Below are 14,940 nucleotides of genomic sequence, written 5' to 3' on the forward strand. Positions count from 1 at the left end.
TTAGTTCAATTTGCGAGAGTTTCGTTTATAAAAAAGGGTTCAATTTTTTCAACTGAACCCTTTCGTGTATTGGATTATTTGAATTACATATATGCTTCAATTGGAGCGCATGAGCAAACTAAATTTCGATCGCCATATGCATCATCTACACGACGAACGCTTGGCCAAAATTTATTTTCAGCAATGTACTCCAATGGGAAAGCAGCTTGTTCTCTGGTGTATGGAAAATTCCAAACATCGGCCGTTAACATCGCTTGGGTGTGAGGCGCATTGTGTAAAACTGTATTATGATCCTCAGCAGTAGCTACCGCAATTTCTTTTCTAATAGCAATCATCGCATCGCAAAAACGATCCAGCTCAGCTACATCTTCAGATTCGGTTGGTTCAATCATCAAAGTTCCAGCTACAGGGAAGGAAACGGTTGGTGCGTGAAAACCATAATCCATCAAACGTTTAGCAATATCTGTAACTTCAACACCTTGTTGTTTGAAAGCACGACAATCCAAAATCATTTCGTGCGCTGCTCTTCCCATTTCGCCTGAATATAAAACAGGGTAGTGGTCTTCTAAGCGCGCTTTCATATAATTGGCATTCAAAATTGCATATTTAGTAGCATTGGTCAATCCTTCTGAACCTAACATCGAAATGTAGCCATACGAAATTAAACATACTAAAGCCGAACCATAAGGTGCTGCCGAGATGGCTGAAATCGCTTGGTTGCCACCTGTTGGGATAATTGGGTTGGTTGGTAAAAATGGAACGAGTTTTTCGTTGACACAAATTGGTCCAACACCCGGGCCGCCACCACCGTGCGGAATAGCAAAGGTTTTATGTAAGTTCAAGTGACAAACGTCAGCGCCAATGGTTGCGGGATTAGTTAATCCTACTTGCGCATTCATATTGGCACCATCCATATAGACTAATCCACCATTTTCGTGAATCAAATTGGTAATTTCAATAATGGTACTTTCAAATACTCCGTGAGTCGAAGGGTAAGTAACCATTAATGCAGACAAACGATCTTTGTACTCAATAGCTCTAGCGCGTAAATCTTCTACATCAATATTTCCTTCTGGAGTTGTTTTGGTTACAATGATTTCCATTCCTGCCATAGCTGCCGAAGCCGGATTCGTTCCGTGTGCCGAAGAAGGAATTAAACACACATTTCTGTGGTGATCGCCTCTCGATAAATGATAAGCTCTGATGGTCATCAAACCAGCATATTCTCCTTGTGCTCCCGAATTAGGTTGTAAAGTAGTTCCGGCAAAACCAGTCACTACATTCAATTGTTGTTCTAATTTTTTCAACATGATTTGGTAGCCTTCCGCTTGTTCAATTGGAGCAAACGGGTGAATGCTATTCCAATTGGCCATAGATAAGGGTAACATTTCAGCTGCAGCGTTTAATTTCATGGTACAAGAACCCAAAGAAATCATCGAGTGATTTAACGATAAATCTTTTCGTTCTAATTTTTTAATGTATCGCATCAACTGACTTTCAGAATGATGGTTGTTGAATACGTCGTGTTGCAAGAATGTTGAGGTTCTTTCTAAATTTTTAGGAACCATTGTTTCATTTGCCAATTGCTCAATTGTCACATTTGGTTTTCCTAATGCTTCCGCAAAAATGACAACAATTTGGTTGAGATCTGCCAATGAAGTTGTTTCGTTCAACGCAATCGAAATTGTTTCGTTGTCTACATAAAAGAAATTGACTTCATTTTTCTCGGCTACGGCTTTTACTTTTACAGCAACGGCTTTCACCAAAAGGGTGTCAAAGAAAGCAGAATTAGTTTGGTAAACTCCTAATTGATTTAAGGCATCCGCCAAGCTTACTGCTGATGCGTGCACTTTATTGGCAATATATTTCAAACCTTTTGGTCCGTGAAACACGGCATACATTCCAGCCATAACAGCTAATAATACTTGAGCTGTACAGATATTTGAAGTTGCTTTTTCACGTTTGATGTGTTGTTCGCGAGTACCTAACGCCATTCGCAAAGCGCGGTTACCATTAGCGTCAATAGTCACTCCAATGATTCTTCCTGGCATGGAACGTTTGTGTTCTTCTTTGGTTGCAAAAAAAGCAGCATGCGGTCCACCATAACCCATTGGAATTCCAAAACGTTGGGAAGTTCCTACCACTACATCAGCTCCCATTTCTCCTGGAGGAGTTAACTTAGCCAAAGATAATAGATCGGCGGCTACGGCAACTTTGATTTCGTTTGCATGTGCTTTGGTAATAAAACCAGTATAATCGTTTACTTGTCCAAATTTGCCTGGGTATTGTAAAATTGCAGCAAAGAAATCCGATGAAAAATCGAAGGTTTCATGGTTTCCAACTACTAATTCTATTCCTTTTGGAGTAGCACGAGTTTGTAAAACCGATAAAGTTTGAGGTAATATTTCTTCTGAAACGAAGAGTTTATTAATGTTATTTTTCTTTTGGTCGCGAGTACGAACGTCAAAAAGTAAAGCCATGGCTTCTGCCGCTGCAGTACCTTCATCTAATAAGGAAGCATTGGCAATTTCCATACCGGTCAACTCAATAATTGTGGTTTGGTAGTTTAAAATCGCCTCCAAACGACCTTGAGCAATCTCTGCTTGGTAGGGTGTGTAGGCAGTATACCAACCTGGATTTTCAAAAATATTTCGTTGAATTACAGCTGGAATTGCAGCAGGGTGATACCCTAAACCAATATACGATTTGAACACTTTATTTTTGTTTCCCAATTCTTGAATATGACTTAGGTATTCAAACTCTGTCATTGGAGCATCTAACTCTAAGTCCTTTTTTAGACGAATGTCAGCCGGAATTGTTTCTGCAATTAATTGTTCAAGTGAGTCAACTCCGATGGTTTTAAAAAGGTGTTGAAGGTCACTTTCTCTTGGGCCTATATGGCGTAAAGCAAATGCATCTGTTTTCATTTATATAAAATAAAAGTAAATTGGATTGTGATTTAATTCGCTGTTGTTTTCAAACAAAGAATTCGCGAACAAAAGTAATTATTATACTTGTATTTTTAAGTTCAACAAATGGTAATATTTTGAGAATTTGTTAACCAAAATCCAGTCTTATTAACAGATTTGCTAGTTTTGTAAAATGCTTGCATTTAGAAAAATAGTTGATTTTTACATTCAATCCTCCATACATGTTGGGTTTGCCGTATTTTGTTTAGTTCAGCTTAGTGTTCAACAATGGAATAGTTACTCTTTTTTGGTTTTGTTTGGAACCATTGTGGGGTATAATTTTTTGAAATATTCCGAATGGTTTTTCTCTACTCATTTTTTTCGAATCCAGTACATTGGAATACTTGTAGTTACTTTGATTTCAGCCATAGGGTTTTCTTGGTTATTTTTGCAGCAAGACGCAACGGTACAGTTAAATTTAATTCTTGCTTTTGGACTGGTAGTTTTATATCCATTGGTTCGAAAAATAGGTTGGCTAAAACCGTTTTATGTGAGTTTTGTGGTGAGTTATATTACGTTGTTTGTTCCGCTCAAAAGTGATGTAGATGTGATTGTGTTATTTGTCCAACGGTTTTTATTGTTATCAAGCGTGATGATTCCGTTTGAAATTTTGGACAGTTCAAAAGATGCAGTAGCAATGAAAACATTGCCCCATTGTTTTGGAATACCAAGAACCAAACAAATAGGCTATGGGTTGGTAGGGTTGTTTTGTATGACTTCATTTCATACACTATCCTTACACTATCCCTACTTTATCTATGCATTATCTTCCCTAATAGCAATTTATTTTTCGGATGAAAAAAGGAGTTGGTATTATACTTCTTTTTGGGTGGAAAGTTTGCCGATTTTCTGGCTAGTTGTTTTGCTTTTTTAGCTAATTATAAATTTTCGAAACAGAATTTTATTAAATTAGCTTAAAATAGCTATTTATGAATCCGAATGTTACCCGAAGAAATTTTCTTTCCACCACTGCAGCTGCCGGTTTTGGCGCATTAATTTTACCCAATTCTCTTTTCTCCTATAATGTTAATTTTCAGACGGATAAAAAAGTTCGTTTAGGATTCATTGCTATGGGCTATCGCGGTCAAGCGCATCTGGAAGAAATGCTTAAAAGAGATGATGTAGAGATCGTTGCTTTTGCAGATCCAGATCCAAGAATGTTGGCTATGGGGCAAAAACTTATGGCTAAATTTAATAGACAACCTGCCCAAGAATATGCTAATGGCGATTACGATTTTAGGAACTTACTTAAAGATCCAACTATTGATGCGGTGATTATTGCTTCGCCTTGGGAATGGCATAAAATACAAGGGGTAGAAGCTATGTATGCCAAAAAAATTGTGGGCATGGAAGTTTGTGGCGCTATGACTTTAGATGATTGTTGGGACTATGTAAAAGCCTATGAAGAAACCAAAGTTCCAATCATGATGATGGAAAATGTTTGTTACCGTCGTGATGTAATGGCAGTACTAAACATGGTACGAAAAGGAATGTTTGGAGAGTTAATTCACGGTCAAGGAGGATACGAACATGATTTAAGAGGGGTGTTGTTTAATGACGGCCAAACGGCTTATAATTCGGGTGTCGAATTTGGAGCCAAAGGTTTTAGCGAGGCCAAATGGAGAACGAATCATTATGTAAACAGAAATGGAGAATTGTATCCCACCCATGGTTTGGGTCCGGTTGCGGTAATGTTTGATATCAATAGAGGCAATAGGTTGTTGCGATTGTCTTCATTTTCATCCAAATCAAGAGGACTAACAAAGTACATCGAAGAACACCCAAAAGGAGGCAAAGACCATCCTAATGCCAAAGTAAAATTCCAACAAGGCGACATTGTAACTACCCAAATCCAATGTGCCAATGGAGAAACCATTTTATTAACGCATGACACTTCTTTGCAGCGCCCGTATAATTTAGGATTTAGAGTGCAAGGAACCGATGGAATTTGGCAAGACTTTGGTTGGGGCGACAATAATCAAGGGTTTATTTATTTTGAAAAATTAATGAAACATTCGCATCGTTGGGATAATACTGAAAAATGGTTGCAAGAATACGATCATCCACTTTGGCAGCGTTATGCTAAAGATGCCGAAAATTCAGGACATGGCGGCATGGATTTCTTTGTAGACAATTCCTTCATAGAATGTATCAAACGCAATATTGAATTTCCATTGGATGTGTATGATTTAGCCACTTGGTATGCGATTACACCATTAAGTGAAAAATCAATTAAAAAGAACGGTCAAGTAGTTGATATTCCTGATTTTACAAAAGGTGCTTGGCAAACAAGAAAACCAGTATTTGGATTTGATGGAGCATTTTAGTTCGCCAAAAACACTGCTTATTATGGCAGGTGGATTAGGGAGTCGCTACCAAGGTTTGAAGCAAGTAGACGGCATCACTTCTGATGGTGCCACTGTTTTGGAATTTTCTATGTATGATGCTATAGCTGCCGGTTTTGCCAAAATCGTTATTATAATTAATTCACATCTGCCGGTTTCGTATCTCGCCAGACTTACTGATATAGCAACTCGAAAAAAGTTTGAACTTCATCTGGTGTCCCAAACAATTGACAAGTTGATTCCGGAAGAATTTAGTTATTTGTTGCAAGAAAGACAAAAACCGTGGGGAACTGCTCACGCTATTTTGTGTGCCAAAGAAACTATTCAGGAACCGTTTGTAGTAATTAATGCCGACGATTATTACGGAAAGCTAGCCTTTATAGAAATGGCTGAATATATCAATAAAGGACATATTCAACAGAATCAATTTGCTATGGTTGCTTATCCAGTATCGGCCACTTTAAGCGAAAATGGAGCTGTATCAAGAGGAATTTGTACACTGTCAAACGAAGGATACTTAGAACAGGTAATTGAACGCACCAAAATTGCTCGAGAAGGAAATACTATCGTATTTATTGAAAAAGGAGAAAAGGAAATTATTGCTTCGGATGCTTTAGTTTCCATGAATTTTTGGGGCTTTCATCCAACTGTTTTTGAAGATTTAGAGAAGGCCTTTCATGCTTTTTTAAAAGCGGTTCCTGAGCCTACTTCAGAAATCTATATTCCAACTGAAGTACAGGGATTGATCGACTCCAAAAGTGTCAAAGTAAAAGTTTTACATACCTCAGATCGTTGGCATGGAATTACCTATCCCGAAGACAAAGAGCAATTGGTTGGATTTATTTCAGAATGTGTCGAGAATCAATTATATCCTAGTAATTTGTGGGAATAATGAAAAATCAATTCCAAATTATACAGGCTTTTTTTCCTCATGCAAAAGAGGTGACAATTGAACCCATCCTAGGTGGTTTGATCAATACTACTTTTAGTGTGCAAATACAAAATGAGCAGCAGTGTAGTAACTATATTTTGCAACAAATCAACACGGCTGTTTTTCAAAATCCAAAAACGATTCAAGCCAATATTACTGTAGTAAGTAACTTTTTAAAATCAAAAAAGTATCCCCATCCTGTGTTGGAATTATGTCCCACAGTTGAAGGGGAAACTGAAACAGTTTATGATGGTGGTACGTGGCGACTTTTAGCACAAATTGAAAATAGTTACACCATCAATGTAGTTCAAAATACGGAACAGGCACATGCAATCGGAGCTTTTTTTGGTCAATTCTACACCTTTTTAAACGGAATTGATCTTCACCAAATCCAAGCGGTTTTGCCCCATTTTTTGGATACCAAAAGCAGGCTAGTTGCTTTTGAACTTGCATTGCAATCGGCTAATTCATCGCGTTTAATTGAAGCCAATGAATCAATACAATGGATGGTAAAACACCTAGACTTACCACAAAAATGGATACAACTTCAGGAACAAAAAGAGTTGTCTGTTCGTCTCATTCATGCCGATCCAAAAATCAGCAATGTGCTTTTTGACTCCGTTACCCACCAACCCAAAGCGATTATCGATTGGGATACCTTAATGCAGGGCACCATTTTATACGATTACGGCGATATGATTCGTTCGTATACCAATACAAAACCAGAAGACGATCCCAATCCAGAAGGAGTGTTCAATGCCGACTTGTACCGCGCTTTAACAGATGGTTTTTTGACTGAAACACGTGCTTTCTTAACCAAAGTCGAATTGGAAAACTTACCCTATGCGCCGCAGGTGATCATTTATATTCAGGCTTTACGTTTTTTAACCGATTATTTGAATGGGGATGTGTATTACCAATGCAGCTATCCGAAACAAAATCTAAATCGCACCAAAAATCAAATCAACCTATTAAAGAATATTTTGAAAGTCTAGTTTTAGGGCGTTCCCTGTTTGCTTCGTGCCTCGCAATGACAGGGTCTGGCTTTCGGCTGTATCTCTACGTTGCACTTCGAGGATGCCGCCTCAATCCCTAACGCAATAGCAACAATTTAAATCAAACCTGCGCGTTTCAACAACGCCTCTGGTTTTGGTTCTTGACCTCTGAAACGTTTGTACAATGTCATTGGGTGCTCGGTACCGCCTTTAGATAAGATATTGTCTTTGAATTTTGTAGCGACTTCTGTGTTGAAAATTCCTTTTTCTTGAAAATAAGCAAAAGCATCGGCATCCAAAACTTCGGCCCATTTGTAACTGTAATATCCAGACGAATAACCTCCCTGAAAAATATGAGAAAACGACACGCTCATACAATTTTCGGCTACATCTGGATACAAACTGGTACCTTCAAAAGCCACTTTTTCAAAGGCTTTAATATCTGTAATATCCGTTGGATTAGTACTGTGAAAGGCCATGTCTAATAAGCCAAAACTCAATTGGCGTAAAGTGGCCATGCCTTCTAAGAAACTCGCACTTTCTTTGATTTTTTCGACATAGTCTTGTGGAATGATTTCGCCTGTTTCATAATGTTTGGCAAACAATGCCAAAGCTTCCGGTTCGTAACACCAGTTTTCCATCATTTGCGAAGGCAATTCAACAAAATCCCAAAACACAGACGTTCCTGATAGACTAGGATAGTTAGTATTGGCTAACATGCCATGCAAACCGTGTCCAAATTCATGAAACAAAGTAGTCACTTCGTTAAAAGTTAATAGCGAAGGTTTGGTTGGAGTAGGCGGAGTAAAATTGCACACATTAGAAATATGGGGTCTTTCGTTTACACCATTTTGAATGTATTGCGGTTTGAACGAAGTCATCCAAGCACCGTTGCGTTTGCCTTTTCTTGGAAAAAAATCGGCATAGAATAGTGCTACTAATTCGTTTTTGTCATCGACAACTTCAAAAGTTTGCACGTCAGCGTGGTATTTTTCAATGGTGTCAATTTTTTTGAATGTCAATCCAAATAATTTATTGGCAATTGTAAAGGCGCCTTGCAACACATTTTCTAATTGGAAATAGGGTTTCAAAATTTCGTCGTCCAAATTGAAAAGTTTTTGTTTCAATTTTTCTGAATAATAGGGTCCGTCCCATTTTTCTAATTGCTCAATGCCGTTTAGTTCTTTCGCGAAAGCGGTTAATTGGGCCAACTCTTTTTCGGCAGCCGGTTTGGCTTTGGCTAACAAATCATTCAAAAACGTTTTAACCTGATCAGGATGTTGCGCCATACGCTCTTCTAAAACAAAGTGTGCATGAGTTTCATACCCTAATAAATTAGCTCTTTCGTAACGCAGTTTGGCAATTTGTAAGGTGATTTTTTGATTGTCGAATGCATTGTTTTGAAAGGCTTTTTTTCCTGCAGCAATACTAATTTCTTTTCTCAATTCACGATTGTCAGCATAGGTGACAAAAGGTAAATAACTCGGAAAGTCTAGGGTAAAAATCCATCCTTCTTTTGCTTTTGATTCGGCCAAAGAACGAGCCATTTCTATAACACCTTCTGGTAAACCTTTTAAGTCGGCTTCGGTAGTAATGTGCAATTCGTAATTGTTGGTTTCGGCCAACACATTTTCGCCAAAAGTCAATTTTAGTTTAGCTAATTGAGTGTCAATTTCGCGTAAGCGTACTTTTTTATCCTCAGAAAGTAAGGCGCCGTTGCGAGCAAAACTTTTGTATTTTTTATCTAATAATGTGGCTTGCTCTGGTGTTAAGGTCAGTTCGTCTTTTTGATCGTATACGGCTTTCACTCTGTGGAATAATCCTTCGTTTAATGAAATATCATTGCTGAAAGCAGTAAGTAAAGGCGATACTTCTTGTGCAATTTTTTGCATTTCGTCAGAAGTTTCAGCCGAATTCAAATTGAAAAAAATCGACGATAAACGATCCAAAGTTTGGCCTGAAAAATCCAAGGCCTCGATGGTATTTTCAAATGTGGGTTGTTCTGGATTGTTTGTAATGGTGTCAATTTCGGCACGCGCTGCTGCAATAGTGGTTTCAAAAGCAGCTTGGTAATCGCTCATTTGAATTTGAGCAAAGGGTGCCGAGTTATATGGGGTTGTGTACGTTGAGGTTAAGATAGTCATTTACAATAGTTTTTTAAATAAGTAAGGGATCAAGAATAGTTAAGAACGGTTAATATTTCTTAATTTTTCTTGATCCCTTACAGATGTTTTATAATTTATTTTTTCAATCCTTCAGAGGCTTTGATGACCGCTTCTTTTAGATTTTGTTTGTAAGCAATAATTCGGTTTAAAATAGTTGCATCTGCACTTCCGATGATTTGAGCTGCTAAAATTCCTGCGTTTTTAGCTCCGTTCAAAGCTACTGTAGCTACTGGAACTCCGCCTGGCATTTGCAAGATCGATAAAACTGAATCCCAACCGTCAATTGAATTGCTTGATTTCACGGGCACTCCGATAACTGGAAGCGGACTCATAGACGCTACCATTCCAGGTAAATGTGCCGCACCACCAGCGCCTGCTATAATTACCGAAATTCCTCTTTCGTGTGCTTTTGTGCTGAAATCAAATAATTTTTCAGGAGTTCGGTGCGCCGAAACAATATCGACTTCGGTTTCGATTCCAAATTCTTTTAAAATGTCGATGGCGTCTTGCATTACCGGCATATCCGAAATGCTTCCCATGATGATGGCTACTGTACTCATTGTTGTCTATTTAACTGATCACTTTAATCGTATTTTTTACTTGTTCGGCAATTTTACGTGCCTCGTTCACATCCTCGTTTACAATGGTAACATGTCCCATTTTTCTGAAAGGACGGGTTTGTTTTTTACCGTAAATATGTGGTGTAACCCCATTCCAACCTAATATTTTTTCAATGTTTTCGTAAACTACTGGTCCTGAATGTCCTTCTGAGCCTACCAAATTTACCATAATTCCGGCTACTTTACTATCGGTGTTTCCTAAAGGTAAATCCAATATAGCTCGCAAATGATTTTCAAATTGCGAAGTGTAACTGGCTTCAATAGAATAATGTCCTGAATTATGAGGTCTTGGCGCTACTTCGTTGACTAAAATTTCGTCGTCTTCTGTTTGGAACATTTCTACAGCTAATAATCCCACATGATGGAATTGTTGGGAAACATTCAATGCGATGGCTCTTGCTTTTTTGGCTACTGCATCATCAATTCGCGCAGGACAAATCACATATTCTACTTGATTGGCTTCGGGATGAAATTCCATTTCTACCACAGGGTAGGTTTTGATTTCGCCCGAAGGATTGCGACACACAATTACTGCCAGTTCATTTTTGAACGGAATCATAGCCTCTGCAATACATTCTACATTGGGCAATGCGTCTAAATCAGTTGCTTTTCGAACTACTTTTACACCGTTTCCGTCATAACCAAATTCGGTACATTTCCATACAAATGGCAGACTAAGTTTGTTATTTTCAACCGCGGTTTTTAGTGATGTTGTTGTGTCAAAACGGTTGTAAGCTGCAGTGGGAATGTTATGTTGGGAAAAAAAATCTTTTTGAATGCCTTTGTTTTGAATTAATTTCAACGTTTTAGGAGAAGGATAAACGGGCACTCCTTCCTCTTCTAATTTTACTAAAGCATCTAGGTTCACCAATTCGATTTCGAAAGTCAATACATCTACTTTTTTGCCAAAGCTGTACACAGTATCAAAATCCATCAAGTCGCCTTGAACAAAATGGTTGCAAGCAATTTTAGATGGAGCTTCCTCACTTGGGTCTAAAACATAGGTTTGAATGTCAAATTTTCGGGTGTCAAACAAGAGCATTTTGCCCAATTGACCACCGCCTAAAATTCCTAACTTAAAATCAGAAGAAAAATAATTCATTTGTTTTCTCTATTACTTCAATTGCTGGGCTTTTGTTGCCTAGGTGTGCAAAGATACTTAGTCCGTTGATAATTAACAATTGATAATGCATAATTCGTCATTTTAAAACTACAAATTCCCCGTCTTTTATAGATTGTCCAATCCGAATTCAGTATATTTGCTCTTTATTTTTAAAATCAAATAATGATTCAACTTCACGATAAGCAATTTGTTCCGTTTATTTCTGCCAAAGAAATCGATCTTGCGATCACTAAATTGGTTACAAAGATATCGGCTGATTATTCGAATGAAATACCTGTTTTTATTGGGGTTTTGAATGGTGCATTTATGGTAGTTTCCGATTTATTGAAACGCTATTCATCGCCATGCGAAGTGAGTTTTATCAAAATGGCTTCTTACGAAGGGACTTCTTCTACTGAGGAGGTAAAACAATTATTGGGTTTGAATCAAGACTTGACAGGAAGATCGGTAATTGTGATTGAGGATATTGTAGACACCGGCAACACTTTAGTAGCTTTGAAAGCTTTATTCGAAAAAGAAAAAGTAAAAGAATTCAAGATCGCAACCTTGTTTTTCAAACCAGAAGCCTACCAACAGGACTTACCAATAGATTATGTAGGCATTCGAATTCCGAACAAATTTATAGTTGGCTACGGCTTGGATTACGATGGTTTAGGTCGTAATTTACCCGAAGTATATCAATTGAAAGACTAATTAATAACCATATTTACAACACACAAAATAGATTTAGAAAATGATTAATATTGTTTTATTTGGGAAACCAGGTGCAGGAAAAGGAACGCAAGCCGAATTTTTAAAAGGGAAATACAATTTAACTCACCTGTCAACAGGGGATATTTTTAGATTCAATATCAAAAACGAAACGGAATTAGGAAAATTAGCCAAAACCTATATGGACAAAGGCGATTTAGTTCCTGATGAAGTGACAATCCAAATGTTGCAATCTGAAGTAGATGCTAATCCGGATTCAGCAGGTTTTTTATTTGATGGTTTTCCTAGAACGATTGCTCAAGCCGGTGCTTTGGATCGCTTTTTAGAATCAAAAGGACAACAAATTACAGCCACAGTGGCTTTGGAGGCTGATGATGAAATCTTGGTGCAACGTTTATTAGAAAGAGGAAAAACTTCGGGTAGACCAGACGATCAAGATGAAGAAAAAATTAGAAACCGTTACCAAGAATACAATGAAAAAACAGCTCCTTTGATGGGGTATTACAAAGAGCAAGGAAAGTTTTATGCTGTTGATGGCATTGGTTCTATCGCAGAAATCACAGAACGATTAAGTGCTGTAATCGATAATTTATAATACTAACAAAAAAATGTTTGGAACCTTGGATTAAAGTAATATTCGGTATTCGATTTTCTTTACATCTGATTTTAAACTTTTAACAACATACCATTGGAAATACTCATTATATTTTTCTTAATTCTTTTGAATGGCGTTTTCTCTATGTCGGAAATCGCATTGATTTCTTCGCGAAAGAGCCGATTGGAAACGGCTGCTAAAAAAGGAAGTAAGAGTGCTAAGGCGGCATTAGATTTGGCCAATTCACCCAATAAATTTCTATCGGCAGTCCAAATTGGAATTACTCTTATCGGTATTTTGACTGGTATTTATAGTGGTGATAAAATTACCGAAGATGTTGAATATTTTGTAAGTGGATTTGAGGCCATTACTCCTTATGCGCATTCAGTTGCTGTGGGAATTGTAGTGGTAGTATTGACTTTCTTCTCTTTGGTTTTAGGCGAATTATTGCCTAAGCGCATCGGATTAAATCATCCAGAATCAATTGCCAAGGCCATGGCGATGCCCATGAAAGTCATCTCAATTATTACGGCGCCATTTATTTGGTTGTTAACTACTTCAACAGAATTTTTATTGAAAATTCTTCAGATCAAACCAACCGCAGACGGTAAAGTAACCGAGGAAGAAATTAAGGCTATTATTAAAGAAGGTACTGAAGTAGGTGAAGTTCAAGAAATCGAGCAAGACATTGTGGAGCGTGTGTTTCATATTGGTGATCGAAAAGTGAATTCCTTGATGACACATCGTAGCTCTATGGTCTATCTTTCTATGGAGGATACTTTAGACGAAATTAAGACAAAAGTGTTAGACGAATTGCATTCGGTTTATCCGGTTTGTGAAGAGAATTTAGACGAGGTTGTGGGTGTGGTATTTTTGAAGGATTTGTTTGCCAATTTTGAAAAAGGCAATTTTAATTTGCGTTCCATTGCCAAAGAACCTTCCTATTTTATTGAACATACTTCGGCTTATAAGGCACTAGAAAATTTCAAAAAAACTAAGGTGCATTATGCTTTTATTACAGATGAATACGGGGTTTTTCAAGGGATAATTACCTTGAATGATATTTTGGAAGCATTGGTAGGAGACGCGGCTGACTTTGATGACGATGAATATAAATTGATTGCCAATGAAGATGGATCTTGGTTAGTGGATGGGCAATATTCATTACACGATTTCTTGACCTATTTTGACATGGATGAGTTAACTACAGACTATGAAGTGACAACGGTGAGTGGATTTATTATCACCGAATTAGGTGCTATTCCAAAAGAAGGCGATAAGTTGATTTGGAATAAATTAGAGTTTGAAGCTCAAAAAATGGATGGTGTGAAGATTGATAAAGTATTAATCACCACACTGAAAGATTTATAAAATAAAGAACAATGACAGAAGGTAACTTCGTTGATTACGTTAAAATATTTGTTTCTTCCGGTAAAGGAGGAAAAGGTTCTACGCACTTACATAGAGAAAAATTTATTGAAAAAGGTGGTCCAGATGGTGGTGATGGTGGTCGTGGTGGACACGTATATTTAGTGGGTAATAAAGGACTTTGGACTTTGTTTCACTTAAAATTTGCACGTCACGTCAAAGCCGGTCACGGTGGCGATGGAGGAGGAGACCGAAGCACAGGTGCTGATGGAGACGATAAATACATTGAAGTGCCTTTAGGAACTGTGGTTAAAGACAAAGAAACCGGCGAAGTGCTTTTTGAAATTACTGAGGACGGAGAAAAACGTATCTTGGCTCAAGGTGGTAAAGGAGGCTTAGGAAACTGGCACTTTAGAAGTTCTACGAATCAAACGCCACGTTACGCGCAACCGGGTTTGTTGGGTATAGAAATGGACGTAATTTTAGAATTGAAAGTTTTGGCTGATGTAGGATTGGTAGGTTTTCCAAATGCAGGAAAATCGACTTTGTTATCCGTTTTGACTTCGGCTAAGCCAAAAATTGCCGATTACCCATTTACTACTTTAAAACCTAATTTAGGAATTGTTGCCTACCGTGATTTTCAATCGTTTGTAATTGCTGATATTCCCGGTATCATAGAAGGTGCAGCAGAAGGAAAAGGTTTAGGACATTATTTCTTACGTCATATCGAAAGAAATTCTACCTTATTGTTTTTAGTGCCGGTGGATACACCCGACATTAAAGCCGAATACGATATTTTGGTCAACGAATTAACCAAATACAATCCAGAAATGCTCGACAAAGAACGATTGTTAGTCATTTCAAAAATTGATATGTTGGATGAAGAATTAAAGGCCGAATTGAAAACCGAATTAGATGTGGCATTTAAGGACATTCCTTATATGTTTATTTCTTCGGTGGCACAACAAGGTTTGACAGAATTAAAGGATAAATTGTGGTCGATGTTGAATGACTAAGTTTTACTTTGTTTAAAATACAAATCCGTTTCGATTGAGACGGATTTTTTTATGAAAAACCTTTTCCATTAGAGTGGAATACAAGTATTTATTTCCTTATTT

Annotated in this window: 12 protein-coding genes; 8 read left to right on the forward strand and 4 right to left on the reverse strand. The window is 37.6% G+C overall.

Annotation, left to right across the window (positions count from 1 at the left end; all coding sequences use genetic code 11):
- Nucleotides 1-83 precede the first annotated feature (83 nt).
- Entirely contained in the window at nt 84-2,927 is a 2,844-nt protein-coding gene (gene gcvP, locus LPC21_RS04815; protein ID WP_229318434.1) for an aminomethyl-transferring glycine dehydrogenase, read from the reverse strand.
- A gap of 175 nt (nt 2,928-3,102) precedes the next feature.
- On the opposite strand from gcvP, the gene LPC21_RS04820 reads away from it, so the two are divergent.
- Genes LPC21_RS04820 through LPC21_RS04835 form a run of 4 tightly spaced genes read left to right on the forward strand, consistent with a single transcriptional unit; the run spans nt 3,103 to nt 7,240 of the window.
- Nucleotides 3,103-3,843 (forward strand): hypothetical protein, encoded by a 741-nt coding sequence (locus LPC21_RS04820; RefSeq protein WP_229318436.1) that lies wholly within the window; start codon nt 3,103-3,105, stop codon nt 3,841-3,843.
- A gap of 55 nt (nt 3,844-3,898) precedes the next feature.
- Nucleotides 3,899-5,296 carry a Gfo/Idh/MocA family protein gene (locus tag LPC21_RS04825; protein ID WP_229318437.1) on the forward strand — a complete coding sequence of 466 codons (1,398 nt, stop codon included), beginning with the start codon at nt 3,899-3,901 and terminating at the stop codon, nt 5,294-5,296.
- Nucleotides 5,247-6,206 carry a nucleotidyltransferase family protein gene (locus LPC21_RS04830; protein ID WP_229318439.1) on the forward strand — a complete coding sequence of 320 codons (960 nt, stop codon included), beginning with the start codon at nt 5,247-5,249 and terminating at the stop codon, nt 6,204-6,206. The genes LPC21_RS04825 and LPC21_RS04830 overlap by 50 nt, the downstream gene beginning before the upstream one ends.
- Nucleotides 6,206-7,240 (forward strand): phosphotransferase enzyme family protein, encoded by a 1,035-nt coding sequence (locus tag LPC21_RS04835; protein WP_229318441.1) that lies wholly within the window; start codon nt 6,206-6,208, stop codon nt 7,238-7,240. Before LPC21_RS04830 ends, LPC21_RS04835 begins: the two co-directional genes overlap by 1 nt.
- Before the next feature lie 116 nt (nt 7,241-7,356).
- Here the strand turns inward: LPC21_RS04835 and LPC21_RS04840 are convergent, their stop codons facing one another.
- The 3 genes from LPC21_RS04840 to LPC21_RS04850 form a co-directional block, all read right to left on the reverse strand.
- The gene (locus LPC21_RS04840; RefSeq protein WP_229318443.1) at nt 7,357-9,384 is read right to left on the reverse strand and encodes a M3 family metallopeptidase; all 2,028 of its coding nucleotides are present in this window, start codon (nt 9,382-9,384) and stop codon (nt 7,357-7,359) included.
- A gap of 95 nt (nt 9,385-9,479) precedes the next feature.
- Nucleotides 9,480-9,965, reverse strand: a complete 486-nt coding sequence (gene purE / locus LPC21_RS04845) for a 5-(carboxyamino)imidazole ribonucleotide mutase (RefSeq protein WP_229318451.1) — start codon at nt 9,963-9,965, stop codon at nt 9,480-9,482.
- 10 nt (nt 9,966-9,975) lie between these two features.
- The gene (locus LPC21_RS04850; RefSeq protein ID WP_229318453.1) at nt 9,976-11,127 is read right to left on the reverse strand and encodes a 5-(carboxyamino)imidazole ribonucleotide synthase; all 1,152 of its coding nucleotides are present in this window, start codon (nt 11,125-11,127) and stop codon (nt 9,976-9,978) included.
- 183 nt (nt 11,128-11,310) lie between these two features.
- Here LPC21_RS04850 and hpt point away from each other — a divergent pair, with 183 nt between their 5' ends.
- The 4 genes from hpt to obgE all read left to right on the forward strand — a co-directional run bounded on the left by hpt (nt 11,311) and on the right by obgE (nt 14,838).
- Nucleotides 11,311-11,841 (forward strand): hypoxanthine phosphoribosyltransferase, encoded by a 531-nt coding sequence (gene hpt / locus LPC21_RS04855; RefSeq protein ID WP_229318455.1) that lies wholly within the window; start codon nt 11,311-11,313, stop codon nt 11,839-11,841.
- A 40-nt stretch (nt 11,842-11,881) separates the two neighbouring features.
- Complete coding sequence (locus tag LPC21_RS04860) at nt 11,882-12,454, forward strand: adenylate kinase (protein ID WP_229318457.1); 573 nt, start codon at nt 11,882-11,884, stop codon at nt 12,452-12,454.
- A gap of 93 nt (nt 12,455-12,547) precedes the next feature.
- Nucleotides 12,548-13,825 carry a hemolysin family protein gene (locus LPC21_RS04865; protein ID WP_255657593.1) on the forward strand — a complete coding sequence of 426 codons (1,278 nt, stop codon included), beginning with the start codon at nt 12,548-12,550 and terminating at the stop codon, nt 13,823-13,825.
- Between the two features lie 11 nt (nt 13,826-13,836).
- On the forward strand, nt 13,837-14,838 hold the full coding sequence (obgE, locus tag LPC21_RS04870; RefSeq protein WP_229318459.1) for a GTPase ObgE: 1,002 nt from the start codon (nt 13,837-13,839) through the stop codon (nt 14,836-14,838).
- The last annotated feature ends 102 nt before the right edge of the window (nt 14,839-14,940 follow it).

The sequence above is a fragment of the Flavobacterium ammoniigenes genome, assembly GCF_020886055.1.
GTDB lineage: Bacteria > Bacteroidota > Bacteroidia > Flavobacteriales > Flavobacteriaceae > Flavobacterium > Flavobacterium ammoniigenes.

Excerpts from the sequence above, each read along its gene's own strand:
- gcvP (WP_229318434.1), bottom strand. The coding sequence starts at position 2,927 with ATGAAAACAGATGCATTTGCTTTACGCCATATAGGCCCAAGAGAAAGT.
- LPC21_RS04820 (WP_229318436.1), top strand. The coding sequence starts at position 3,103 with ATGCTTGCATTTAGAAAAATAGTTGATTTTTACATTCAATCCTCCATA.
- LPC21_RS04825 (WP_229318437.1), top strand. The coding sequence starts at position 3,899 with ATGAATCCGAATGTTACCCGAAGAAATTTTCTTTCCACCACTGCAGCT.
- LPC21_RS04835 (WP_229318441.1), top strand. The coding sequence starts at position 6,206 with ATGAAAAATCAATTCCAAATTATACAGGCTTTTTTTCCTCATGCAAAA.
- LPC21_RS04840 (WP_229318443.1), bottom strand. The coding sequence starts at position 9,384 with ATGACTATCTTAACCTCAACGTACACAACCCCATATAACTCGGCACCC.
- purE (WP_229318451.1), bottom strand. The coding sequence starts at position 9,965 with ATGAGTACAGTAGCCATCATCATGGGAAGCATTTCGGATATGCCGGTA.
- LPC21_RS04850 (WP_229318453.1), bottom strand. The coding sequence starts at position 11,127 with ATGAATTATTTTTCTTCTGATTTTAAGTTAGGAATTTTAGGCGGTGGT.
- hpt (WP_229318455.1), top strand. The coding sequence starts at position 11,311 with ATGATTCAACTTCACGATAAGCAATTTGTTCCGTTTATTTCTGCCAAA.
- LPC21_RS04860 (WP_229318457.1), top strand. The coding sequence starts at position 11,882 with ATGATTAATATTGTTTTATTTGGGAAACCAGGTGCAGGAAAAGGAACG.
- obgE (WP_229318459.1), top strand. The coding sequence starts at position 13,837 with ATGACAGAAGGTAACTTCGTTGATTACGTTAAAATATTTGTTTCTTCC.